This window comes from Metabacillus niabensis (assembly GCF_902829255.1).
GTDB classification, from domain to species: domain Bacteria; phylum Bacillota; class Bacilli; order Bacillales; family Bacillaceae; genus Metabacillus; species Metabacillus niabensis.
Map to the genome: position 1 here is coordinate 1 of NZ_CADEPK010000078.1, position 21,903 is coordinate 21,903.

Consider the following 21,903-nt stretch of genomic DNA (forward strand, 5'->3'; position numbering starts at 1 on the left):
TTTTTGATTAACTTATCTATTGGTAATTTTATTCGATTCGAAACTAAGTAATAATTAAAATAATACTTAAAAATAATCTTATAAAAATACTTTAATGAGCTAATTGTATAGTGAGAATATTTTTTCGAAATGATTAGGAGATTTTATGAGAAAGAAAAATCATAAAAAAATAATCAACCTGTTGCTTTGGACTTTGTTATTGTGTGGGACATTATTTTTATTTCACGAGCCAATAAAAAATCTGCTTGTATCGTTCGGAATAAACACAATAGGAATTGACAAGATAAGTGCCGACGATATTAAAAAAAATAATGGTAAGAATAGTTCATTTGATTTTGATGAAGTACAAGAACTAGATTTAAGAACAATTCTTATGGCAAATTTAAATAAAAATGATATTACAATTATTGGTGGAATTAGTATCCCAAGTGTAAATTTGAATTTACCAATTGGTAAAGGAACTTCAAAGTATACATTAGCTTTAACGGCTGGAACTTTGAAAGAGGAACAAGTAATGGGTGAGGGAAATTATGCTTTAGCAGGGCATCATATGAAACGTGACGATTTGCTGTTCAGTCCTTTATATAATGTTGAAAAAGGAGCAGCCGTATATTTAACAGATTTAAATTACATATATGAATATAAAATATATGAGCAAAGAACGATAGAAGCAACAGATGTTGAAGTGATTGACGATATAGAAGGGGAGACGGTTTTAACCCTTATAACATGTGATGATGATGGTGAGACTAGATTATTAACGAGAGGTCACTTTGTACAGAAAACGACTATTGATGAGGCAAAGAAAGAAGCAAGAGATGCATTTAAGCTAGAAGTAAATAATAAATAAACGCCAATTAATTACCCCAAAGGAGAGCTATTAATCCAATGGGGTATTTTTTTGTTCACAGGAAAAGAATGAGTGAATTTTGTATACATTCCGAGACTATAAATGTTCGATTAAATCTAAATAATATTGCTGCAAATCCTCCTTTAGTTTCACTGGCTCAATAATTTTAATAGATTTCCCAAAGCCTGCAAGATATGTCATGATAAAGCTTGTTTCATTAGTCTCATATGAACCTACTAGAAATGTTCCCTCTCTCTCATAAAGCAATTTCATAGATGGGTAATGCTCCTGTTTAAATCGTTCAATTCCCGCTTGATTTGTCATCAAACATTTAAAATGAATCGCAGTTTTTGAAGGTCTCCAAAGGGAATGGGCGTTTTCGAACGTAATGTCAATAAGCTTTTCATCTGGTTGAATCGTTGTTGCCTCAGCTGATGTGATTCGATCACAACGGAACACGCGATACGCTTTTTTATTCATATCATAAGCCTGACAATACCAATATCCCTTCATCGTATAAATGGCAATCGGGTGTATAATGCGAGTGCTTTTTTTACTCGTTGTTTGGTACGTAATTTGCAGCACAATATTTTTAACTGCTGCCATTAATAAAGTATCTAAATGTTCACTATCTTTGATTTGCCTTATATGATGAAACGAGATACGATTTTGCATCCTTTCAATTTCTTTACGTTGGTTTTCCGAAAGCTCATGTAAAAACTTATTGTGAATCGATTGAAAAGAGATTTGAAATGGTGTCGTCGAGAAGCTCTTAAGCGATTGCATTGCAAAATAAAGTGCATAGATTTCTTGGTTTGTAAATGAGATTGGTGGGAGCTGAATTTGAGTGAGTAAACGATATCCACCATACCGACCATATTCTGCGTAAATGGGTGCTCCAAGTTCTTCTAATGCAGCAATATCTCTAATTGCAGTTCTTTTTGAAATTTGAAATTGTTCCATTAGGTCACGAAGAGTAAATTGTTGTTTTTGATTAATAAAACGGAGCATTTGATTAAGCCGTTCTGATTTTTTCATTCTAATCCCTCTTAATGGTGCCTTTATATGTCACCTTTATTGATTATAGTTGTAAGTGTAATCAAAAATGACTAAGGAGGCAATAATATGAATTTTGAAGTGATTCCATTTTTATCGTTAAATGGTCAAGCTGCGGCAGCAATAGCATTTTATGAGGAATACCTGGGAGCGAAGGTTATTTTTAAGAAAACCTATCAGGAAATGAAAGAAATGGTGCCAAATTTCAGCTATGAAGAAGGAAAAGATGATTATATTACACACTCTGTTCTAGAAATAGGTAGAAATAAGCTTATGATTGCAGAAGAAGAAATGGATACGACGCAACCTTGGCAACAAGGGAATAGCTTTTCATTATGTATACAATCAAAGGATTACAACGAAATTGATAAATTATATAGGTCATTAACTAAACATAAAGAGGTAACAGTTTTAGCCCCGTTTGAAAAAAACTCATTTAGTCCAGGGTATGGAATTATTAGAGATCCATTTGGGGTTGTAATCCAGCTATGTGTAACCGTTCATGACTTTTAATTGAAAAAAATAAAAAGAGGATGTCTCGAAGTTATTAGCCCCTTAGCTTTGAGACATTTCTTTTTACTTAACAAAAATTTTTAGTTTAAAAAGAAGGATTGTAACGAGACGTTTTAGAATTTACATTAAGATGAATTCTCTATATCTTTTAATGTATGATAGAAAGATGGTTTCACATACATTGTTGCTTTTCGATAGTATTTACTTTTCGTTAAATAGAAAAAATAAATTTAAGCACATATTTTTCCTATATTTACTTTACCCTTTTTTAGGCTTTTGGTATGTTGGTATCATGAATGTTCCTACTAGAAAGCTTGCAAACGAAAGTCCTCTTATTAAATCGTAATTTCCATTAGACTTAAAGAATAAAACATTTAAACACATTGCTATCGCACCTATTAATAATAGAATTATCCCAATTACTTTTCTATTCATTATACATAACTCCTAACTTCTCTTTTTAATAAAGGCTATGTTAAAGATTATTGTTAATTTTTAAGCACTTAGTTGAGTGGAGCGGATACGAGACCCTATAGACACTTGAGCTAAAGCAGCCTGGACCGTCGGCGGAAAGCAAATGTCTACAGTGGAAATCAACAAACAAAGTTTAATAGAGCCTTAATTAATAATGTAATGACCTTGATTAGCTTAGACAAATCTTTCTAAACTACAACCACTTGAAATAGATAATAGGCATAAGTAATATTTTACTAAAAAAATACAAATATTGTCATACATAAAAACATTAAATTTGAGAAAAGAAGTAAAAAGAGTATGAATTCAATAGATTTTTTAATGGTTCCATTTATTCATCTCTTTTGAAGATTTAATAAACGCTAGAATTAAAAGAATCTGCTTCTGGGGGTGTTGACTCCAATTTACGGTTGTCCTTTTTGAAGGAGTGAAAAATTACTTAAGTACAAAAATAAAAGGTTGTGAAAAAATGAATACGGAAACAGAGCAAATATCGGGAAACTGGAAGAGGAATATTATCCTTTTTCTAAGTAGCCAAACAATATCTTTATTCGGATCAGCATTAGTTCAATATGCCATTATGTGGTATATTACGCTTGAAACAGAGTCAGGTGTTATGATGACCTTGTTCATTATCTGCGGCTTTATCCCGACATTCTTTTTATCTCCTTTTGCAGGGGTATGGGCAGATCGATATGATAGAAAACGATTAATCATGTTAGCTGATGGGATGATTGCAACAGCAACCTTACTGCTAGCGATCTTGTTTTTGCTGGGCTATGACTCATTCTGGTTACTGTTTGTAATGGCAGCTATTCGTGCGTTAGGTACAGGGATACAAACTCCAGCTGTTGGAGCGATATTGCCACAAATCGTGCCTAAGGATATGCTAACAAGGGTAAACGGAATTAACGGGAGCATTCAAGCGATCATTATGTTTATTGCTCCAATGGTAAGTGCTGCATTATTAAGTATGACATCAATTGAAATGATATTCTTTATTGATGTTGTAACAGCAGTGATTGCCATTTTAACATTGCTCGTATTTTTAAACATTTCGTCGCATCGGAAGGCGTCAGAACAGCAACAGACGAGCTATTTTAATGATTTTAAACAAGGGATTGTTTATATAAGAAAGCATGCCTTTTTATTGAAGTTCTTTTTATTCTTTGCTGTATTCTTTGTTCTCATGGCCCCAGCCTCATTTTTAACTCCATTGCAGGTTACGCGAAGCTTTGGAAGTGACGTATGGAGACTAACGGCAATTGAACTAGCATTTTCGATCGGGATGATGGTCGGTGGAGGCGTAATAGCTTCCTGGGGTGGTTTTCAAAATAGGATTAATACGTTGGCATTTGCAAGCTTTATTATGGGAGCTTGTACGTTAGGATTAGGTGTTGTTCCTAATTTTTGGGTTTACTTAGCGATTATGGCGATATTTGGAGTAGCGATGCCGATTTTTAATACACCGGCAAATGTCCTGTTACAGGAGAGGGTAGAAGAAAACTATTTAGGAAGAATTTTTGGTGTATTAGGGATGATTTCTACCTCGATGATGCCATTAGGAATGCTCATTTTCGGTCCAATCGCCGATATCATAAAAATTGAATGGTTATTAATCGGAACAGGGCTGTTCATATTAGTTCTTACTGTTTTCTTAATGAGGAATCGAACATTAGTTGAATCAGGAAAACCGGCAGGAGAGGAATCTGTTAGCTAATTTTACAAACTTTGCTTCGTAAAACACCTTGATAAGTGATTTCAAGGTGTTTTTTGTTTTGCTATTAACGAAGATACCTGTGGGTTGAAGTGAATATTCTAACTAAAATTTGACATAATATCCGTGTAATCATTCAAAAGGAGGAGACAGAATGTCATTACATCCATATGTTCCGTTACATCGGTTTGCGAATTTAAGAAAAGACTTTGACCACTTTTTTCAGGACTTCCCTTCTATTATTGGAGATGAGCAATCCTTCGGAGGCATTAAAGTAGATGTCCATGAAACGGAGACAGAAGTTGTTGCTACTTGTGACATTCCGGGTCTTGAAAAAAAGGAAGATGTCGATATACAAATTGAACAAAGTACATTAAAAATTTCTGGTAGTATAAATCGGACAAATGAAGTAAAAGAGGAAAAGATGTATCGAAAAGAACGTTATGTGGGCAATTTTCATCGACAAATTCTGCTTCCTAGTCCTATTTCCGAGGAAGGTGTTAAAGCATCCTATAAAAATGGTGTATTAGAGGTACGGATGCCTAAGCTACAAAAGGAGTCAAAAAGGAGAATTGATGTAGAATTTCATTAAAGATTAGGGCCAGTCCTCGCTAATGGGGACTGGTCTTTAATTTTAAAGCCTTATTTCTAAAATATTGTTGTTAAGCTAAACTTTGTGAAGGCTGAAGGCGAACACTGCACGTGGAAATCAACGAAAACAACCTAGTTAAAAGACAAGAACAAATTTACCCTATATGGTAACTTGCCTTGTTATTATTGATATAATTATATAAAGCTTTATTTTTTATGATAGGTGATAGATATGTCAGAAATGAAAAAATTCCCGCTAATTACAGGTATTATTTCACTAGATTTTATTAATACAGAGGTTGTAAGGCGTGGACAGCGCCATAACTTATTAAGTTCAGAAAATGATGTGAAAGATTGGCTTCACGAAATGAAGGATTATAATCCGACAATTTCATTGCTTTTCACTGATGAGATAGAAGTAACAAATCCTTTGCTAAATGAGCTATTAACATTTCGTTCTTTATTAAGAGAAGCTTTTGAAGCAATTGCGGATCGGAAAGGTGCTTCAAGTGAGTTTCTTGGATTGTTAGAAAAGAAGATTGAAGCGGCTCCCTTTAGCTTTAAGGTTAGCGAACATCAAATTATTCCTCTTCCGGTTGGGAAAATAGAGGATTCAATTATTTCACTCATAGCTTATGATGTCATCAAGTTAGTTGAGGGAAAAAAACTAAATTCTTTAAAACGTTGTTCAAATCCAGAATGCGTTTTGCTGTTTATTGATGAAGGTGGAAGACGTAAATGGTGTTCAATGAAAATATGTGGGAATCGTAAGAAAGTAGCACGGTATCAAAAGAAGGAAAAAGGTAGATAACTGACCAACTTGTTTTAATTAGCAGGAGGGTCTTTTTATTTTGCGGATATCTTTAAAACAATAGTAACTAACCATAAAAATAACATTTGACAGGTTAGTTAGCTGCGGTGTAAATTATAGGTGGTATGAAAAATATGGAAGATAATTAGGGGGATGGGTATGGAGCATTATATTTTTAAACAGTTGGATTTTGTGAGAGGGAATACGATTCGTCTTTTGGAAAATATAGATGATGACACCTCAGAAATCATTCCTGCTAGATTTAATAATCATATTAAATGGAATGCTGGACATATTTATCTTGTCCAAGAAAGGTTTGCTTTTTATTTTATCGGGAAGGAAATGATTTTACCTAAGGAATTTCAAGCGTTATTCAGCCCTGGAACTAAGCCAGCTGAATGGTCACTGCCGATTCCATCAATGAGTGATCTTACTAGTCTGTTAAAGGAACAGGTAGAACGGATTGAAAGGGAATTGCCGCTGCACTTAAGCGAGAAGCTGTCACAGCCGTATACAACATCAACAGGATTAACGCTATCTTCAGTTGAAGAGCTGTTAAGCTTTTGTTTATATCACGAGGGGATGCACTTTGCGACAATTAAAGCGCTGAAGCAGGCCGTTACGCAGATCTAAGTAAAAGGTTTTATTGGAACAGACATGTGAGACTCGAGCAGATGAGAAATGTGAGTAGCTTTACAAGTCTGTAACGCGACAAGCAACAAATAAAAAGAACCATTCTCATCATATAGTTTTTGAGAATGGTTCTTTCGGTGTTTACTTTGCATTTGCGCCAATGCTTCCTGTTTTGTTTTCGTATGACGAACATAAGGATTAACATTTCCCCAGCTGCCACGCTTCATTGAAACATCTAACTTGCCTTCCCTAATTAATTTTTCACGGTGCTTTTTGGCTTTTGATTTGGACATCTACTTTCCTCTCCAATCCTTTTATTTTGGCTGCTATGTTTTTCCTAAGAGTGGATTTATCGCGATAAAAACTCATTAGCCATTGCTTTGATAAGGTCAAAAATCCTATATCAATTAAATTATAACCAAATATTTGAAAGAAATGAATTAATTTAGGTTGAAATTCTCATCTCAATGACAGGAGAATCATGTATAATAATAGACTGATTATTTATTAAATCTCGCTTATATTGAGGTGTTTACATATGATTATTTGGATTAATGGAACATTTGGCGCCGGTAAAACAACGGTTGCTTATGAATTACATAGAAGATTACCTTTATCACATGTATATGACCCTGAACGAATTGGGTATGTGTTAATGGATAATATCCCTAAGGAAATATTAAAAAAGGACTTTCAAGATTATCCTCTTTGGAGAGAAGCGAACTATAAGCTGTTAAAGCAGCTTTCAAAGGAATACGTTGGAACGATCATTGTTCCTATGACACTTACAAATGAGGAATATTATGATGAAATAATAGGTAAGCTAAGTGCGGACGGTATCGAAATCAAACATTTTACTTTAGCTGCTTCAAAGCAAACAATTGAGAAAAGATTAAGAAAGCGATTTGAAGGTAAAAAATCGTGGGGATATGAGCAGGCAGAAGAAAGAATCATGAACTTAAAAAAGGATCGATTCAAGGAGCATATACAAACAGATACGTTGTCAATAGATGAGATTGTCAATGTTATCGCAAATACATCAGGGTTAACATTGCTACCTGATTTAAGAACGAAAGGCAGACGTTTCTATGAGAGATTATTAGTTACCATGAAGGAAATAAGTTTGTTTAAGTAGCACTTCTTTGATAAAGCATTAAGGAAAAAGGCTACTATAATCGGAATTTATTAAGAATATTAAATTATCCTAATAAAATAATTAAAAAAACGTTTACAAACAATAAAATCTTCTCTATAATGACACTAACAAGTTAAGAATCGTGCTGATGAGTCTATGAGAGACAGCTTATTGTGTTAAAAGGTTTATTGATCTTTTAATGCATGAGCTGTCTTTTTGTCTTTTAACACGGTTTTTAAACTGATTACATTCTTTGAAAACGCTTAAAAGGGAGAGAGGGGTAGAGGCTATGTCTGCATTTTTAGGTGAAGTCATTGGCACAATGATTTTAATTATTTTTGGTGGCGGTGTTGTTGGAGGAGTTGTCCTAAATAAATCTAAGGCGCAAGACTCTGGCTGGATTGTGATTACAATGGGGTGGGGATTTGCGGTAGCATTTGGTGCTTATGCGGTTGGAAGTATAAGCGGAGCACACTTAAATCCTGCTGTAACATTAGGTTTTGCTTCTATAGGTGAATTTCCATGGGCAGACGTTCCTGTTTATATTGCAGGGCAAATGCTTGGAGCGTTTCTCGGTGCAACAATTGTCTGGCTCTATTATTACCCTCATTGGAAGGCAACAGAAGACAAAGGCGCAAAGCTAGCTGTGTTCTCAACAGATCCAGCGATTAAGCATACACCAGCAAATTTTATTAGTGAAACAATCGGAACAGCCGTTTTAGTGTTTGGCTTACTAGCCATAGGTGCCAATGAATTTTCGCAAGGCTTAAACCCGATTATAGTTGGATTTTTCATCATGGCAATTGGACTTTCATTAGGAGGAACAACGGGATATGCGATAAATCCTGCGCGTGACTTAGGGCCACGGATTGCACACTTTATTTTACCGATTGCTGGGAAGGGTTCATCTAATTGGAAGTATGCCTGGGTACCTGTAGTCGGACCAATTGTCGGTGGGATATTAGGTGCACAGTTTCATCAAGCCGTATTTGTAACGGGGTCACTAAATGCGTTATATATATTAATAGGGATATTGGCAGTAAGCGTACTAATTGCTAGATTTTCAAATACAAATAATAGTAATGATCTGAAAAGAAATGAAAGCATTTGACAAAGATAGGTTCGGCTTTTATTTGATAAAGGGGAGGAATCAAGTATGGAAAAAAAGTATGTATTAAGCTTAGATCAAGGAACAACAAGCTCAAGAGCAATTTTATTTAATAAACAGGGAGAAATTGTTGATGTTGCACAAAAAGAGTTTACTCAATATTTTCCTAAATCAGGCTGGGTTGAGCATGATGCCAATGAAATCTGGAGTTCAATTTTAGCAGTTATTGCCGAGGTCTTAACGAAGACAAATGTAAATCCAAAGGAAATTGCTAGTATCGGAATTACAAACCAACGTGAAACAGCGGTTGTTTGGGATAAGGAAACAGGCCGTCCTGTTTACAATGCGATCGTCTGGCAATCAAGACAAACTGCTGACATTTGTGATGAACTAAAGGAAAGGGGATACAACGACCTTTTCCGTCAGAAAACAGGGCTGTTAATTGATGCTTACTTTTCGGGGACGAAGGTGAAATGGATATTAGACAATGTTGAGGGAGCTAGACAAAAAGCAAACGATGGAAAGCTATTATTTGGAACAATCGATACTTGGTTAATTTGGAAGCTTTCCGGCGGAAAAGAGCATGTAACAGATTATACAAATGCTTCTAGAACACTTATGTATAATATTTATGAATTAGCATGGGATGACGAATTGCTTGAGATATTAGATGTACCAAAATCAATGCTGCCTGAGGTGCGCTCATCTTCGGAAGTATATGCAGAAACCGTTGATTATCATTTCTTTGGTGAGGCTGTTCCGATTGCAGGGGTTGCTGGTGACCAGCATGCAGCGTTATTCGGTCAGGCGTGCTATGAGAAAGGAATGGCTAAAAATACGTATGGTACCGGCTGCTTTATGTTAATGAATACCGGTGATAAGGCCGTACCTTCTGAGCATGGTTTATTAACAACAATTGCTTGGGGGATCGACGGAAAAGTAGAATATGCGTTAGAGGGAAGTATTTTTGTTGCAGGATCAGCAATTCAATGGTTACGTGATGGTCTTAGAATGATTGATAATGCACCTGCAAGTGAAGGATATGCATCAAAAGTGGATTCTACAGATGGTGTTTATGTTGTTCCGGCATTTGTAGGTCTCGGAACTCCGTATTGGGATAGTGATGCACGTGGAGCAATTTTTGGGCTAACGCGTGGAACATCAAAGGAGCATTTTATTCGCGCAACACTTGAGTCACTTGCTTATCAAACAAAGGATGTTTTAAAGGCGATGGAGGCAGACTCAGGGATTGAATTGAAAAAATTACGTGTCGATGGCGGTGCTGTAAAGAACAATTTCCTTATGAGCTTTCAAAGTGATATATTAAATGTTGCAGTAGAACGCCCTGTTGTAAATGAAACAACGGCTTTAGGTGCAGCTTACTTAGCAGGTCTTGCGGTAGGGTTTTGGAAAGACCGTTCAGAAATTGCTAATCAGTGGAAAATGGAGAAATCATTTGAACCAACAATGGCCGAAGAAGAAAGAAATACATTGTATGATGGATGGAAGAAAGCTGTTGAAGCAACAATGGGGTTTAAACCGAATAAAAAATAAAAATTTTGTTATCAGAGGCATTGAATAAACATATAGATATAGTAAAATGAAGCTATAAACATTTACAAGTTAATAAATAATGGTCTGAGAATCTGAGGGGACCACAGCAAGGCTGTTAGCAAGCGCTAATACAGCTTATGTTGTGGTCCCTTTTTATTTTACTTTTCTTAAAGAAGGGACGGAGAGAATATGACATTTTCAAGTTTAAAAAGAGCAGAGTATTTAGAGGAAATGGAGAAGCAAACATTTGATTTACTTGTTATTGGTGGTGGAATTACAGGGGCAGGAATTGCCTTAGATGCACAGGCAAGAGGATTAAAAACAGCGTTAATTGAAATGCAGGATTTTGCAGCTGGTACGTCTAGTCGTTCAACAAAGCTTGTTCATGGGGGACTTCGTTATTTAAAGCAGCTTGAGGTGAAGCTAGTTGCTGAGGTTGGAAAAGAGCGGGCAATTGTTTACGAAAATGCACCACATGTGACAACACCAGTATGGATGATGCTACCGATTTATAAAAATGGTACATTTGGAAAATTTTCAACGTCAATTGGTTTAAAGGTGTATGATTTCTTAGCTGGAGTAAAAAAGTCAGAGCGTCGCAGCATGCTAGATGGTCGTTCGACAATCGCTAGAGAGCCCCTTTTATTAACAGATGGACTTAAGGGATCAGGAGTATATGTTGAATATAGAACAGATGATGCCCGTTTAACACTTGAAGTTTTGAAGGAAGCTGTAAACCGTGGAGTATTAGCTACCAATTATACAAAGGCTGAATCCTTCATCTATGAAAATGAAAAACTAGTAGGAGTAGAGGCGATCGATCAGATTACAGGTGAGAAAAAAACAATCTATGCTAAGAAAATCGTCAATGCAGCAGGACCATGGGTAGACTCTTTAAGAGAAAAAGATCAATCAAAGAAGGGGAAATACCTTCATCTTACAAAAGGAGTACATCTAGTCATTGATTCCTCACGCTTCCCATTGAAAGAGGCAGTTTATTTTGATACACCGTTCAATGATGGAAGAATGATGTTTGCGATTCCGCGTGATGGAAAAACATATGTTGGTACGACAGATACAAACTATAAAGGATCAATAAAACATCCAAGAATGACAACAGCAGATCGCGACTATATATTAAATGCAATAAACTATATGTTCCCTACATTAAAATTACAAGTAAATGATGTTGAATCAAGCTGGGTTGGTCTTCGTCCCTTAATTCATGAGGAAGGTAAAGACCCATCAGAAATTTCAAGGAAGGATGAAATCTTCCTTTCAAATAGCGGCCTTATTACAATTGCAGGAGGGAAACTAACAGGCTATCGAAAAATGGCTGAAAGTGTAGTTGATTTAGTTCTTCAGCAATTAAGCGGAAATAAAAAGATTCCACGAACAACAACCGATCGATTAACATTATCTGGTGGCTATGTTGGTGGCTCAGCTGGCTTTTCACAATTTGTAAAAGAGAAGGTGAACGAAGGAATTAGCGTAGGCTTAACGAGAGCAGAGGCAGAGAAACTAGTAAAAAGATATGGCTCAAATAGTGATAAGTTATTTGACATTATTAAAGGCGATAAGGATGAAGCAACGAAATATGGTTTATCAATGGAAGTTTATGCCTCTCTTAAATATGGAATTGAGCATGAAATGGTGACAACATTAACAGATTATTTCATACGGAGAACAGGAGCATTATTTTTCGATATTCATTGGGTGAAGAAGTGGAAAGCTGCTGTGTGCCGTTATATGGAAGATGTGCTATCATGGTCAAATGAGGAAAAGCTTCATCAACAAGAGGAATTGGAACGACAACTTCACGATGCAGTAAACCCATTAGAGGTTAAAGAGGAAATATAAATGGCCTAATGATGAACATAATCCCTCTGCATATTAAATATTGTAGAAGATGAGGGACGCTCTACTAGAAAGAAATTAAAAGAAAAAGGAGGGCACTTATGGCGTTTAATGGGCAATATATATTACCTGCAATAAAATCAATGAAGGATTTTGAAAAAATATTAAAAAGTGAGATTGAGTATATTGTTATGTTAGAGGTTCACATTGCTCAGCTAGAAAGTATAATGAAATATGCTGGGCAACATCATAAAAAGGTTATTTTACATGCAGACCTGATTCAAGGCTTGAAAAATGATGAATATTCAACAGAATACCTTTGTCAAAAAGTAAAACCAGCAGGCTTGATTTCAACAAGGGGAAGTGTGGTAAAGACGGCAAAGAAAAATAAAATATTAGCGATCCAACGGCTCTTTCTCCTTGATACACTTGCTATTGAAACAAGTTATCGACTTGCAGAAAAAGTGCATCCGGATTATATTGAGGTTTTACCAGGCTGTGTACCACATCTTATTGAAAAGGTACACTTGGAAACGAAAATTCCTGTTATTGCAGGAGGGCTCATCACGAAAAAGGAAGAGATTACAAGTGTTCTAAATGCGGGAGCAAAGGCAATAACGACGTCCCGTAGTGAGCTATGGTCAGTAAATGTCGGGTAATTCTATAAGGGAAGGTAACAAAATGAAGAAAAGAATGCTCTATTCTGTACTCGCAATCATTATTATTATCGCCATTCTATTTAGCGCCTATAAATTAATGAATTCTCGAACCTATCAATTATTCGGATCGATCACACATGAGGTAAATACAAAGGAGAAGGTAGTTGCATTAACCTTTGATGACGGACCAACAAAACAGGTGGAAGGTCTTCTAACTGTTTTAAAAAAATACAATGCAAAGGCTACCTTTTTCTTAATAGGCAATGAAATCGAAAAATTTCCAGATGAAGCAAAGAAAATTGTTGAAGCTGGCCACCAAATTGGCAACCATACCTATTCTCATAATCGAATGGTTTTCAAATCACCTTCATTTATAAAAGAGGAGATTGAAAAAACAGATAAACTAATTCGTGAAGCTGGATATAATGGCGAGATTGACTTCAGACCTCCTAACGGAAAAAAGCTGATCGGCTTGCCATATTATCTAAACAAGCATAATCGCGAAACGATTACATGGAGCCTTGAGCCTGATAGTTATTATTCTTCTGCAGCTGATAAAGCAAATTATGTAAAGGAAAATATTAAAAATGGCTCAATTATATTAATGCATCCAATGTACGATGAGACAGGAGAAGAATTAAAAGCTGTGGAACAAATAGTAAAGGAGCTTTCAGCAGAAGGCTATCAATTTGTCACAGTTGATGAATTGCAAAGTATGGAAAGATAAACAAAGGACAAGGGTTGGCCCTTGTCCTTTTTTACTGTTTTATTTGTTATCTGAAGGTAATCGCCCTTATCTTTTATCTTTATTGCAACATTACGGACTGTTAAGAGACCGTCATTTATATCTGTGATAAGTGCCGCTTTATCATTTGTAAGAATAGGTGTTTCCGCTTTTCTTACAATGAACCTGATAAAAATTCAATTACCTGTTCAGGTGTTTTAGCATTTGCACTATGTAAATGTGCTAGTTTTTCTCCGTCTTTGAAAACAAGGAGACTAGGAATTCCCATAACATCATATTGTTCAGCAAGCTCTGGAAATTGATCCTTGTCGATTTCACGCATTGTCACGTTTTGTACTTCTTCAAAAACCGTTGGCAAAAACATATCCATTCTTTTGCAATCAGGACACCAATCAGTGACAAACTTAACGACAACGGGCTCCTTACTTGAAATAAACTGTTGGAATTCCTCTTTTGATTTTAATTGTTCCACTTCATATCACCTCTACGTTATTTTAACCAATTCACCAAGAAAAAACAGTATCTATGCTTCTGTTTCAAATAATGTCCAAGAAATAACTATTAATCACGCATATTCCTTGACGACTCATTTAAATTGTCCCTATACTCACCTTACTACATAAAAAAATTGATTAATAGTGAGGAAGGTTTATAAAGATGGAAATAACGAAAAGTAATAAAATAGATCTTATAAAAGAAAAAGTAACGATCGTACCACATGATAACGGTGCTACTTATTTAGTTGGTCCCATTCGTTTACCTGTTCAGTTAGAAGGAAATACTGTTCACTTTAAATGGTATTGCTGGTTAGATGTGGAGCAGAGTAGTAACAGCTTAGAAGAAATTTTAGAAAAGCTACCTGAGTCTAATTTAGCTAGTCAGCAGCAATCAAGTGTATTAGTTTATGGTGATTTTAATGAGTCTGAGGATGCGCTTATTCGGATGCATAGTATTTGTCATACAGGAGATATTTTTGGTAGTAAGCGTTGTGATTGCGGGTATCAATTAAAACAATCGATGAAGATGATTGTTGAGCATGGTTCAGGAGCGGTCTTTTATCTTGCTAATCATGAAGGAAGAGGCATTGGATTATTTAGTAAGGCGTTAGCCTATCTCCTTCAAGAAGAAGGGTTAGACACGGTTGAAGCGAATGAGGAGCTAGGGTTTGCTGATGATACAAGAAGCTATGATGAGGCGATACGAGTATTAAAAAATCTTCGTACGAAGCCTGTAACGGTCATTACGAATAATCCGAAAAAGCTATCTGCGCTTCAAAATTCAGGTGCAAATGTTTTAGGTCGAGTTCCTTTATGGGGAGATATTTCAGGTTATAATAAGCATTATCTCGAGACAAAGATGGAGAAGGCAGGTCATCTTAAAGGAGGATATCCAATTGAGTGAGCATGAGTTTTATATGAATTTAGCCTTGACGAATGCAAGAGCGATGAAGGGACAAACAGAACCGAATCCATTAGTAGGCTCAGTTATTGTCAATGAAAATCGAATAGTTGGTGTTGGGACACATTTAAAGGCTGGAGAACCACATGCGGAAATCCATGCTTTAAGAATGGCTGGCGAGAAAGCGAGAGGTGGAACAATTTATGTGACACTTGAGCCTTGCTCACACCATGGTCGGACAGGCCCTTGTGCTGAAGCTATCGTAAAGGCAGGATTAAAAAAAGTAGTTGTAGCCACTTTAGATCCGAATCCTGTAGTTGCCGGGAATGGAATAAAAATTTTAAAAGATGCAAATATAGAAGTAGAGATAGGGATTTGTGAAGAGGAGTCTAAAAAGTTAAATGAAGTTTTTAATAAATTCATTGTGACCGGAAAACCATTTATCACCTTAAAATCCGCGATGACACTGGACGGGAAAATATCTTCCTTTAGCTGGGATAGTAAATGGATTACGTCGGAAGAGGCAAGAAAGGATGTTCATCAATTACGCCATGAACATGTTGGAATTCTTGTCGGGGTTAATACTGTTGTAAAGGATAACCCAGAATTAACAACTAGAATTCCGAATGGCAGAAATCCGATACGAATTATTTTAGATAGTTCCTTGAAAATTCCTTTTGAGGCAAAGGTCGTTACAGACAAAATAGCAGAAACATGGATTTTTACATCACAGCAATATTCAAGAGAAGCAAAGGAAAAGCTTGAACAGCTTGGCGTAAAGGTTTTTGTAACGAGTGGCAGAGAACGTGTTGATTTACATGAGACCCTTTCGATTTTAGGTGAGCATTCTGTTTCATCTGTCCTAATTGAAGGAGGGGGAGAGGTAAATGCATCTTTCCTCCAAGAGGGATTAGTTGATAAGCTTATCCTCTATGTAGCGCCAAAATTAATTGGTGGAAGAACCGCACCAAGCTTCTTTTCAGGAGCTGGGATCGAAAAGATGGCAGATGCGATAAAGATAGACAACATGGAAGTCGAAAAAGTAGGGATTGACTTTAAATTTACTGGTTATGTGAATAATTAATTACACGCTCATACTTAAAAGTCCTTTCTTAACAGTCTAACGTTAAGAAAGGCTTTTGTTTATATATTAGTATTGTCATCGCTAGAGAAATAGCGTAAAATAAAACCAAGTAAACATATAAGAATTATAATATATAAAATGAAGATACATGAAAATAGAAGCGTTATAGGAGGCATCGATATGAGTGATGAGGTATATCCAGTCTTATCTGGAGCAGATAGTTTATTTTACCAAGGTAATGAAATAGGGGTTATCCTCTGCCATGGATTTAACGGAACACCACAAAGTATGCAATATATTGGAGAACAATTAGCGAAATATGGCTATACGATTTCAATTCCACGACTAAATGGACATGGAACACATTATTTAGAGCTAGAAAAAAGCAGTTACCATGATTGGATAGATAGCTTACAGTCTGCCTATGAAGATTTAGCCAAATTATGTGAAAAGGTATATATTGTAGGGCAATCAATGGGAGGGGCATTAACGATACAAATTGCTGCAGCAAATCCCGAGATTGCAGGTGTTTTCTTAATAAATGCTGCGATAACGGATGTATGTTATCGCCAGTATCAACATCAGGAAGAGCCAAGATTCATAGAGGAAGGAAAACCTGATATTAAAAAGCCTTCAGTCTATGAAATTACGTATGATAAAGTTCCAATTGCAGCAGTTCATCAATTATTGAACGTAATGGAGGATTCGCAGGAAAAGCTACCTCATGTTACAACATCAACAGTTATTTTTAAGTCAGCGGTTGATCATGTCGTTCCACCTGAAAACTCACATTATATTTTTGAACATGTAAATTCGAAAGATAAAAAAATGATTGAACTTCAAAATTCCTACCATGTTGCTTCAATGGACTATGATGCAATGGAGATTGTGGATAACATTTATCAACATATTCAACAAGATATGCGAAAGAAAATAGGGAATCCTGTGCAATAAATAAATGAACCTGTGGATAATCTGAGAATTACCCACAGGTTTATCCACATAACTCATTACTTTTCCACATTAATGTAAACGTTTTACAAATTATTAGGAGAAATTTACTTGATAATACACAGTTATCCCCAATCCTTGTCATTCCCCCATAACTTAAAAAAAAGCTCGCTGAATACGAGCTTTTATGTAGAAAATCGTTTCGTTGAAGCAGGAGCTTTTCCTACTTTAACATGCCTTTTAGTTCGTGTTATATAACTATGCAACACTAAACCTACGACTACTAATAGGATGCCAATTAAGGAAATGGCTGTAGGAAGTGGCGTATGTAAGAACATAATTTCACCGAATAGAACAAAAACAACTTGAATTGATTGTGTTGCTTCAACAGCTGATAGCTTTGCCATATCATGTTGTACTAAAGTAGTTGCTTGGAAGAAGAGCAGAGTTGCAATAACTCCTGAGCAAATAGCAATAATAAATGATTGAATCGTTTGTGTCCTAGATGGTGCACCAGAAGTAAATAGCGCGATAAGGGCTAACAATATCCAAAAAGGCATACTGCAGATTGTCATACCGAGAACACGCTGGAATACATCGATTTTTTTACCGCTTAACTCCATCATTTTGCGATTTCCTAACGGATAAGCAAAGGAGGCAATAATAATGGGAATTGTACATAATAAAACGGGCTTTAATGAAAGAGTTGTCGCATGTTCAATTTGCATAAGTGCAACACCGGCAATAATAATGAATGACATAAAAAGCCCCTTCATAGGGATTTTCCCCTTGACCTTGATTACGCCATTTTCTGTCTGTTTTTCCTCATAAAAGAACGGAACAAGAAGTGAGCCTGACAAAATTGTTATTTGCCATGTTGCAGAAACTAACCAGCCCGGTCCATAGGCACCTGCAAAGCATATCGGCGCATAAAAGAGGCCGAATCCAATTGTCCCCCAAAGCACCCATTGCTTAGGATGCTGTTTCATTTCTTCTAATAGAGGCTGCCATCCCTTTCTCCCGAATACGATTAAAAACAAAAAGGGGAGCATAAAAAAGTAGCGCAATGATGCGCTCCATAGCCAGCTTCCTCCTGATAATTCCATAGAACGATTCAAGACAAATGTAAAAGCAAAAAAGAATGATGAACAAATTCCAAGAAGAATAGCTTTCAAGATTGACCACCTCAGCTTTTGAATGAATGGATAAATTATATAATACTAGTAAGCTCATTACGAATTAGATAGTTTAGAAGAAAAATGTGATAAATTCTATCCTCAAGAATAATATGTACAAGCACACCTTTTTTGGAGGAATAGAGAATGAACATAATATTTAGTTATATTTTTCTAGGACTATCGTTAGCAGCCCCTATTGGACCAATAAATGCAGCACAAATAGATAAAGGGATTAAAGGGGGATTTTTAAATGCATGGCTAGTAGGCCTTGGAGCAACGATGGCAGATATCGTCTATATGCTACTCGTATATTTAGGCTTAGTTCATTTTCTGGAAATCCCATTTATGAAAGCATTTTTGTGGTTATTTGGATTTTTTGTATTAGTCTATACAGGAATAGAGAGCCTTATTAGTGCGGGAAAATTAACCTTACACGGAAATCGCTCAAACGTAACCTATTCAAGATCATTTATTTCTGGCTTTTTTATGTCTTTAGCAAATCCTCTCACTATATTATTTTGGCTAGGAATTTATGGTTCCGTATTAGCAAATGCTGTCGAGGCTTATAGTATGAAACAGCTTATGATAAATAGCTTTGCGATTATTTTAGGCCTTTTAATTTGGGATTTTACGATGGCTTGTGTTGCTAGTACATTTAGAAGATTTTTAACAAACAGATTGCTAATTGGGATTTCTTATTTGTCAGGTTTATCTTTAATAGGTTTTGGTATCTATTTTGGTTATCAAGCATTTAAGCTACTCTTTTAACAGAATAAAAAAGGGGGAAGGAAGCCTCATAAGAGACGACCCCATTTACTTATTCTCAAGATATGAACTAATAAGTCCGATCACAATTCCTAGCAAAGCACCACCTGCAACCTCAGCTGGCTGATGGCCTAATAGTTCATTTAATTCTTTTTCCTGTTTTACGTGGAAGATTCCAGGTAAATGACCAGAAAGTACTTCAATATCAGCATCTATATCATTGACAATTTTGGCTATTTCACCAGTATGTCTGCGGATTCCTTGAGCATCATACATAACGATAATTCCGAATATGACTGCTAAAGCTGCATCAATTGAGTCCCAGCCTTTTTTCGATGCTACATATGTTGCAAGTGCAGATACACCAGCCGAATGGGAGCTTGGCATGCCACCTGTTGAAAAAATTGGTCTCCAATCCCATACGCCATTTTCCTTACGATGTGTAAAGATTTTTAACCCTTGTGCAATACCTATTCCTGAAAGAGCAGTCCATATTCCTCGATTCATTGCATTCACCTCATATAGTTAGTGTTTAACAAATCGTATATGATATGCATCCAAAAAGCTTTATCAGGATTTCAAATCGCAAGGGTTAAAAATCAAAAGTCAACTTGCTATGAAGAAATTATTTTTCGGGAAATAATTTGTCTTTTTGAGTCGATTATTAAATTTCTTGTCGACTAATCCATTTTGGCAATACGGTTGGAGTATAATGTTTAAATTTATCAAGTAAAAGATTTGGTTCTTCTTCAACAATTAATAGTGAGTGATACTCTTCTTTTAAAAATTGCTGTTCAATCATATGATTGAAAAAGTCGAGAAGCTTATTATAGTAATGATTTGTGTTTAAGATGCCAATTGGTTTTTGGTGTTCACCAAGCTGAGCCCAAGTATATACTTCAAAAAATTCTTCCATTGTTCCTGGCCCGCCCGGTAGAACAATAAATCCATCGGATAATTCCTCCATTTTCGCCTTGCGCTCATGCATTGTATTGACGATGATTAACTCTGTTAGACCTTTATGAGCAATTTCACGCTCCATTAGCATTGTTGGAATTACTCCAATTACTTCTCCGCCTGCCTTTAATGAAGCGTTTGCGACCGCACCCATAATCCCAACTTTAGATCCGCCATATACAAGTGTAATCCCTTCTTTAGCTAGTTGGGTGCCAAGACGTACGGCATCCTGTTCGTATAAAATAGAAGCACCGTGGTTAGAACCACAAAATACACTTACACGTTTCAACCTCATCACATCCTTTAAAATTTTTGCATGATATAACTGATATTAATAATAATTCAACCCCGATTAAGCGAGGGATTGTGACATGTTGAATAGGAACCGGTAATAGTCCGTAATGGTCAATAACAATTGACGCGATGATTTAACAAGTAAGTACAAAAGCTTTGGTGAGGACGATCGTGGTTAATACGAAAAATGCAGCTAATAGGCTACAGATTCATACCTACCAAGAGTACTGTAAATACTTGTTTACTCAAGCTCCATGTTCCTTGAAAAAGAGTTACGAACGTTAGTACTAAAAGGCAGGTGAAAATATGAAATGGTGATGCTAATCATGGATTACCAACTTCATTTTTTAAATCTGAATTCTAACTTAAAAAAAAGGTAAAACGTGCCTCCGCATATGTATTCTTATTTCCACTACCATCATTTATAGTTTAATTTCTTTTAAATAAATTGGAAACCATTTATTAAAATCACTTTCTAAGATTATTGAAAAAATAAGTTATTTCAATTTGGGGAATATTATAAATTTTTTTGGAACCATTTTATTCTTAAGACGTAAATAAATGAAGAAGAGATATAAGAGGAAATAAATTTCGGGGTGGGTCAGACTTTAGTGGGATGTTCCTTAGATATCCCTTCGAAGACTTATTATTGAAAAGGGGACAAGCTAATATGGTAGTCGTGAGTACAACAAATTATTATGTAAGAGCTTATAGCTGTAGTGGTCAATCAATCTCAACAAACAATTTGCAGTCAGAATCCTCAGGTTATACGTGGATTATTAATAAGGGATGGAAGGGCTATATACAGCAAGGAAGCACCGGTGGGGAAACATTAGGAGTTGTTCTAAATGATACAAAAATAGATTTTAGCAGCTCTTATTTAGCTAAAAAAGGGTATTCAGGCAATATATCATCTTATGTAAAAGGAATTCAAGCGGCATTAAATTGTCTTGGGTATGATGCAGGTCAACCAGACGGAATATTCGGAGCAAATACAGAAGCTGCCGTAAAAGCATTTCAGCGAAATAAAGGATTAACAGTAGATGGTATTGTTGGAAAACAAACCTATCATTATTTATCGTTTGCATCAAGTTAAAAAACATTTGAAGGGTCAGGCACCATTTGTATTTGGTTTCCTGACCCTTCAATAGCTTTTTGGGCTAAACCTTATCTACTGAATCGTCTCATCAACTATTTTTGCTCCTTCTGGGGCAATAAAGTCAAATAGCTTGTGATCCTTCTCAACTTCAATAACTTTAAATTCCTTAAGGAACTCGTTCTCCTCGCGTTTTCCGTTTGTAATTTCAACGACTTTTAATAACATCCTAGTTTCCTTATCAAACCAATATTCACTTTGAAAATCCTTTGATTCCTTAACAAGATAGACTTCAACAGTACGATTTGCATATGATTTTTCTCCTAAATAACTAATTGTGTCAGAATTTATATCCTTGAACATATCGATCATCGGATTTTCCTCGTTTTGTTCTTGAATAAGAAATAAATTGTCCTTTTTCGAATAAGTGGCAAAATATTTATCATTATAAATAATAAAATCTCCGTTTTCATATTG

Annotated in this window: 26 protein-coding genes; 17 read left to right on the plus strand and 9 right to left on the minus strand. The window is 35.8% G+C overall.

From position 1 onward, the window contains the following. Positions 1 to 145 precede the first annotated feature (145 nt). Positions 146 to 850, plus strand: coding sequence for a class A sortase (locus HU235_RS08300; RefSeq protein ID WP_174879889.1), 705 nt, complete (start codon positions 146 to 148; stop codon positions 848 to 850). Positions 851 to 946: 96 nt separating this feature from the next. Here HU235_RS08300 and HU235_RS08305 read toward each other — a convergent pair whose 3' ends face one another. Then, positions 947 to 1,888, minus strand: coding sequence for a helix-turn-helix transcriptional regulator (locus tag HU235_RS08305; protein WP_174879890.1), 942 nt, complete (start codon positions 1,886 to 1,888; stop codon positions 947 to 949). Positions 1,889 to 1,975: 87 nt separating this feature from the next. Here HU235_RS08305 and HU235_RS08310 point away from each other — a divergent pair, with 87 nt between their 5' ends. After that, positions 1,976 to 2,419 (plus strand): VOC family protein, encoded by a 444-nt coding sequence (locus HU235_RS08310; RefSeq protein ID WP_174879891.1) that lies wholly within the window; start codon positions 1,976 to 1,978, stop codon positions 2,417 to 2,419. A gap of 258 nt (positions 2,420 to 2,677) precedes the next feature. Here HU235_RS08310 and HU235_RS08315 read toward each other — a convergent pair whose 3' ends face one another. After that, positions 2,678 to 2,854: a hypothetical protein gene (locus HU235_RS08315; RefSeq protein WP_174879892.1), complete on the minus strand. Its 177-nt coding sequence runs from the start codon at positions 2,852 to 2,854 to the stop codon at positions 2,678 to 2,680. 508 nt (positions 2,855 to 3,362) lie between these two features. Between HU235_RS08315 and HU235_RS08320 the strand changes: the two genes are divergently transcribed. The 4 genes from HU235_RS08320 to HU235_RS08335 all read left to right on the plus strand — a co-directional run bounded on the left by HU235_RS08320 (position 3,363) and on the right by HU235_RS08335 (position 6,645). Continuing rightward, a complete protein-coding gene (locus HU235_RS08320; RefSeq protein WP_174879893.1) occupies positions 3,363 to 4,613 on the plus strand; it encodes an MFS transporter in 1,251 nt (416 codons plus the stop codon). Between the two features lie 151 nt (positions 4,614 to 4,764). Then, on the plus strand, positions 4,765 to 5,202 hold the full coding sequence (locus HU235_RS08325; RefSeq protein WP_174879894.1) for an Hsp20/alpha crystallin family protein: 438 nt from the start codon (positions 4,765 to 4,767) through the stop codon (positions 5,200 to 5,202). 231 nt (positions 5,203 to 5,433) lie between these two features. Further along, positions 5,434 to 6,012, plus strand: a complete 579-nt coding sequence (locus HU235_RS08330; RefSeq protein ID WP_174879895.1) for a CGNR zinc finger domain-containing protein — start codon at positions 5,434 to 5,436, stop codon at positions 6,010 to 6,012. A gap of 159 nt (positions 6,013 to 6,171) precedes the next feature. Beyond that, positions 6,172 to 6,645 carry a DinB family protein gene (locus HU235_RS08335; protein ID WP_145583681.1) on the plus strand — a complete coding sequence of 158 codons (474 nt, stop codon included), beginning with the start codon at positions 6,172 to 6,174 and terminating at the stop codon, positions 6,643 to 6,645. Here HU235_RS08335 and HU235_RS08340 read toward each other — a convergent pair. Then, positions 6,642 to 6,938 (minus strand): hypothetical protein, encoded by a 297-nt coding sequence (locus HU235_RS08340; protein WP_174879896.1) that lies wholly within the window; start codon positions 6,936 to 6,938, stop codon positions 6,642 to 6,644. The genes HU235_RS08335 and HU235_RS08340 overlap by 4 nt on opposite strands. A 245-nt stretch (positions 6,939 to 7,183) precedes the next feature. Here HU235_RS08340 and HU235_RS08345 point away from each other — a divergent pair, with 245 nt between their 5' ends. The 6 genes from HU235_RS08345 (at position 7,184) to HU235_RS08370 (ending at position 13,685) form a co-directional block, all read left to right on the plus strand. Next, positions 7,184 to 7,780, plus strand: a complete 597-nt coding sequence (locus HU235_RS08345; RefSeq protein ID WP_174879897.1) for an AAA family ATPase — start codon at positions 7,184 to 7,186, stop codon at positions 7,778 to 7,780. 289 nt (positions 7,781 to 8,069) lie between these two features. Continuing rightward, positions 8,070 to 8,891 (plus strand): MIP/aquaporin family protein, encoded by an 822-nt coding sequence (locus HU235_RS08350; protein ID WP_145583677.1) that lies wholly within the window; start codon positions 8,070 to 8,072, stop codon positions 8,889 to 8,891. Between the two features lie 45 nt (positions 8,892 to 8,936). Continuing rightward, a complete protein-coding gene (glpK, locus tag HU235_RS08355; protein ID WP_174879898.1) occupies positions 8,937 to 10,442 on the plus strand; it encodes a glycerol kinase GlpK in 1,506 nt (501 codons plus the stop codon). A 189-nt stretch (positions 10,443 to 10,631) separates the two neighbouring features. Further along, a complete protein-coding gene (locus HU235_RS08360; protein WP_174879899.1) occupies positions 10,632 to 12,302 on the plus strand; it encodes a glycerol-3-phosphate dehydrogenase/oxidase in 1,671 nt (556 codons plus the stop codon). 98 nt (positions 12,303 to 12,400) lie between these two features. Then, complete coding sequence (locus HU235_RS08365) at positions 12,401 to 12,958, plus strand: glycerol-3-phosphate responsive antiterminator (RefSeq protein WP_095303483.1); 558 nt, start codon at positions 12,401 to 12,403, stop codon at positions 12,956 to 12,958. 22 nt (positions 12,959 to 12,980) lie between these two features. Further along, positions 12,981 to 13,685, plus strand: a complete 705-nt coding sequence (locus tag HU235_RS08370) for a polysaccharide deacetylase family protein (protein ID WP_174879900.1) — start codon at positions 12,981 to 12,983, stop codon at positions 13,683 to 13,685. A 172-nt stretch (positions 13,686 to 13,857) separates the two neighbouring features. Here HU235_RS08370 and HU235_RS08375 read toward each other — a convergent pair whose 3' ends face one another. Next, positions 13,858 to 14,175, minus strand: a complete 318-nt coding sequence (locus tag HU235_RS08375; protein WP_174879901.1) for a thioredoxin family protein — start codon at positions 14,173 to 14,175, stop codon at positions 13,858 to 13,860. A gap of 191 nt (positions 14,176 to 14,366) precedes the next feature. Here HU235_RS08375 and HU235_RS08380 point away from each other — a divergent pair, with 191 nt between their 5' ends. The 3 genes from HU235_RS08380 to HU235_RS08390 all read left to right on the plus strand — a co-directional run bounded on the left by HU235_RS08380 (position 14,367) and on the right by HU235_RS08390 (position 17,139). Then, a complete protein-coding gene (locus tag HU235_RS08380; protein WP_170944467.1) occupies positions 14,367 to 15,104 on the plus strand; it encodes a GTP cyclohydrolase II in 738 nt (245 codons plus the stop codon). Next, complete coding sequence (gene ribD, locus HU235_RS08385; protein WP_174879902.1) at positions 15,097 to 16,185, plus strand: bifunctional diaminohydroxyphosphoribosylaminopyrimidine deaminase/5-amino-6-(5-phosphoribosylamino)uracil reductase RibD; 1,089 nt, start codon at positions 15,097 to 15,099, stop codon at positions 16,183 to 16,185. Before HU235_RS08380 ends, ribD begins: the two co-directional genes overlap by 8 nt. A 180-nt stretch (positions 16,186 to 16,365) precedes the next feature. Continuing rightward, positions 16,366 to 17,139 carry an alpha/beta hydrolase gene (locus HU235_RS08390; protein ID WP_174879903.1) on the plus strand — a complete coding sequence of 258 codons (774 nt, stop codon included), beginning with the start codon at positions 16,366 to 16,368 and terminating at the stop codon, positions 17,137 to 17,139. Positions 17,140 to 17,321: 182 nt separating this feature from the next. Here the strand turns inward: HU235_RS08390 and HU235_RS08395 are convergent, their stop codons facing one another. After that, complete coding sequence (locus HU235_RS08395; protein ID WP_174879904.1) at positions 17,322 to 18,311, minus strand: DMT family transporter; 990 nt, start codon at positions 18,309 to 18,311, stop codon at positions 17,322 to 17,324. A gap of 147 nt (positions 18,312 to 18,458) precedes the next feature. Between HU235_RS08395 and HU235_RS08400 the strand changes: the two genes are divergently transcribed. Next, the gene (locus HU235_RS08400) at positions 18,459 to 19,082 is read left to right on the plus strand and encodes a LysE family transporter (RefSeq protein WP_174879905.1); all 624 of its coding nucleotides are present in this window, start codon (positions 18,459 to 18,461) and stop codon (positions 19,080 to 19,082) included. Between the two features lie 45 nt (positions 19,083 to 19,127). On the opposite strand, the gene HU235_RS08405 is transcribed toward HU235_RS08400, so the two are convergent. The 3 genes from HU235_RS08405 to HU235_RS25480 all read right to left on the minus strand — a co-directional run bounded on the left by HU235_RS08405 (position 19,128) and on the right by HU235_RS25480 (position 20,464). Continuing rightward, positions 19,128 to 19,595, minus strand: coding sequence for a divergent PAP2 family protein (locus tag HU235_RS08405; protein WP_095302504.1), 468 nt, complete (start codon positions 19,593 to 19,595; stop codon positions 19,128 to 19,130). Between the two features lie 148 nt (positions 19,596 to 19,743). Next, complete coding sequence (locus HU235_RS08410) at positions 19,744 to 20,325, minus strand: LOG family protein (protein ID WP_174879906.1); 582 nt, start codon at positions 20,323 to 20,325, stop codon at positions 19,744 to 19,746. Then, positions 20,294 to 20,464: a DMT family transporter gene (locus HU235_RS25480; RefSeq protein WP_174879908.1), complete on the minus strand. Its 171-nt coding sequence runs from the start codon at positions 20,462 to 20,464 to the stop codon at positions 20,294 to 20,296. The genes HU235_RS08410 and HU235_RS25480 overlap by 32 nt, the downstream gene beginning before the upstream one ends. A gap of 536 nt (positions 20,465 to 21,000) precedes the next feature. Between HU235_RS25480 and HU235_RS08420 the strand changes: the two genes are divergently transcribed. Further along, complete coding sequence (locus HU235_RS08420; protein ID WP_095302506.1) at positions 21,001 to 21,426, plus strand: peptidoglycan-binding domain-containing protein; 426 nt, start codon at positions 21,001 to 21,003, stop codon at positions 21,424 to 21,426. A 75-nt stretch (positions 21,427 to 21,501) separates the two neighbouring features. On the opposite strand, the gene HU235_RS08425 is transcribed toward HU235_RS08420, so the two are convergent. Continuing rightward, positions 21,502 to 21,903: LolA family protein (locus HU235_RS08425; protein WP_174879907.1), on the minus strand; the 402-nt coding region annotated here is incomplete at its 5' end.

Excerpts from the sequence above, each read along its gene's own strand:
- HU235_RS08300 (WP_174879889.1), top strand. The coding sequence starts at position 146 with ATGAGAAAGAAAAATCATAAAAAAATAATCAACCTGTTGCTTTGGACT.
- HU235_RS08305 (WP_174879890.1), bottom strand. The coding sequence starts at position 1,888 with ATGAAAAAATCAGAACGGCTTAATCAAATGCTCCGTTTTATTAATCAA.
- HU235_RS08310 (WP_174879891.1), top strand. The coding sequence starts at position 1,976 with ATGAATTTTGAAGTGATTCCATTTTTATCGTTAAATGGTCAAGCTGCG.
- HU235_RS08315 (WP_174879892.1), bottom strand. The coding sequence starts at position 2,854 with ATGAATAGAAAAGTAATTGGGATAATTCTATTATTAATAGGTGCGATA.
- HU235_RS08320 (WP_174879893.1), top strand. The coding sequence starts at position 3,363 with ATGAATACGGAAACAGAGCAAATATCGGGAAACTGGAAGAGGAATATT.
- HU235_RS08325 (WP_174879894.1), top strand. The coding sequence starts at position 4,765 with ATGTCATTACATCCATATGTTCCGTTACATCGGTTTGCGAATTTAAGA.
- HU235_RS08330 (WP_174879895.1), top strand. The coding sequence starts at position 5,434 with ATGTCAGAAATGAAAAAATTCCCGCTAATTACAGGTATTATTTCACTA.
- HU235_RS08335 (WP_145583681.1), top strand. The coding sequence starts at position 6,172 with ATGGAGCATTATATTTTTAAACAGTTGGATTTTGTGAGAGGGAATACG.
- HU235_RS08340 (WP_174879896.1), bottom strand. The coding sequence starts at position 6,938 with ATGTCCAAATCAAAAGCCAAAAAGCACCGTGAAAAATTAATTAGGGAA.
- HU235_RS08345 (WP_174879897.1), top strand. The coding sequence starts at position 7,184 with ATGATTATTTGGATTAATGGAACATTTGGCGCCGGTAAAACAACGGTT.
- HU235_RS08350 (WP_145583677.1), top strand. The coding sequence starts at position 8,070 with ATGTCTGCATTTTTAGGTGAAGTCATTGGCACAATGATTTTAATTATT.
- glpK (WP_174879898.1), top strand. The coding sequence starts at position 8,937 with ATGGAAAAAAAGTATGTATTAAGCTTAGATCAAGGAACAACAAGCTCA.
- HU235_RS08360 (WP_174879899.1), top strand. The coding sequence starts at position 10,632 with ATGACATTTTCAAGTTTAAAAAGAGCAGAGTATTTAGAGGAAATGGAG.
- HU235_RS08365 (WP_095303483.1), top strand. The coding sequence starts at position 12,401 with ATGGCGTTTAATGGGCAATATATATTACCTGCAATAAAATCAATGAAG.
- HU235_RS08370 (WP_174879900.1), top strand. The coding sequence starts at position 12,981 with ATGAAGAAAAGAATGCTCTATTCTGTACTCGCAATCATTATTATTATC.
- HU235_RS08390 (WP_174879903.1), top strand. The coding sequence starts at position 16,366 with ATGAGTGATGAGGTATATCCAGTCTTATCTGGAGCAGATAGTTTATTT.
- HU235_RS08400 (WP_174879905.1), top strand. The coding sequence starts at position 18,459 with ATGAACATAATATTTAGTTATATTTTTCTAGGACTATCGTTAGCAGCC.
- HU235_RS08420 (WP_095302506.1), top strand. The coding sequence starts at position 21,001 with ATGGTAGTCGTGAGTACAACAAATTATTATGTAAGAGCTTATAGCTGT.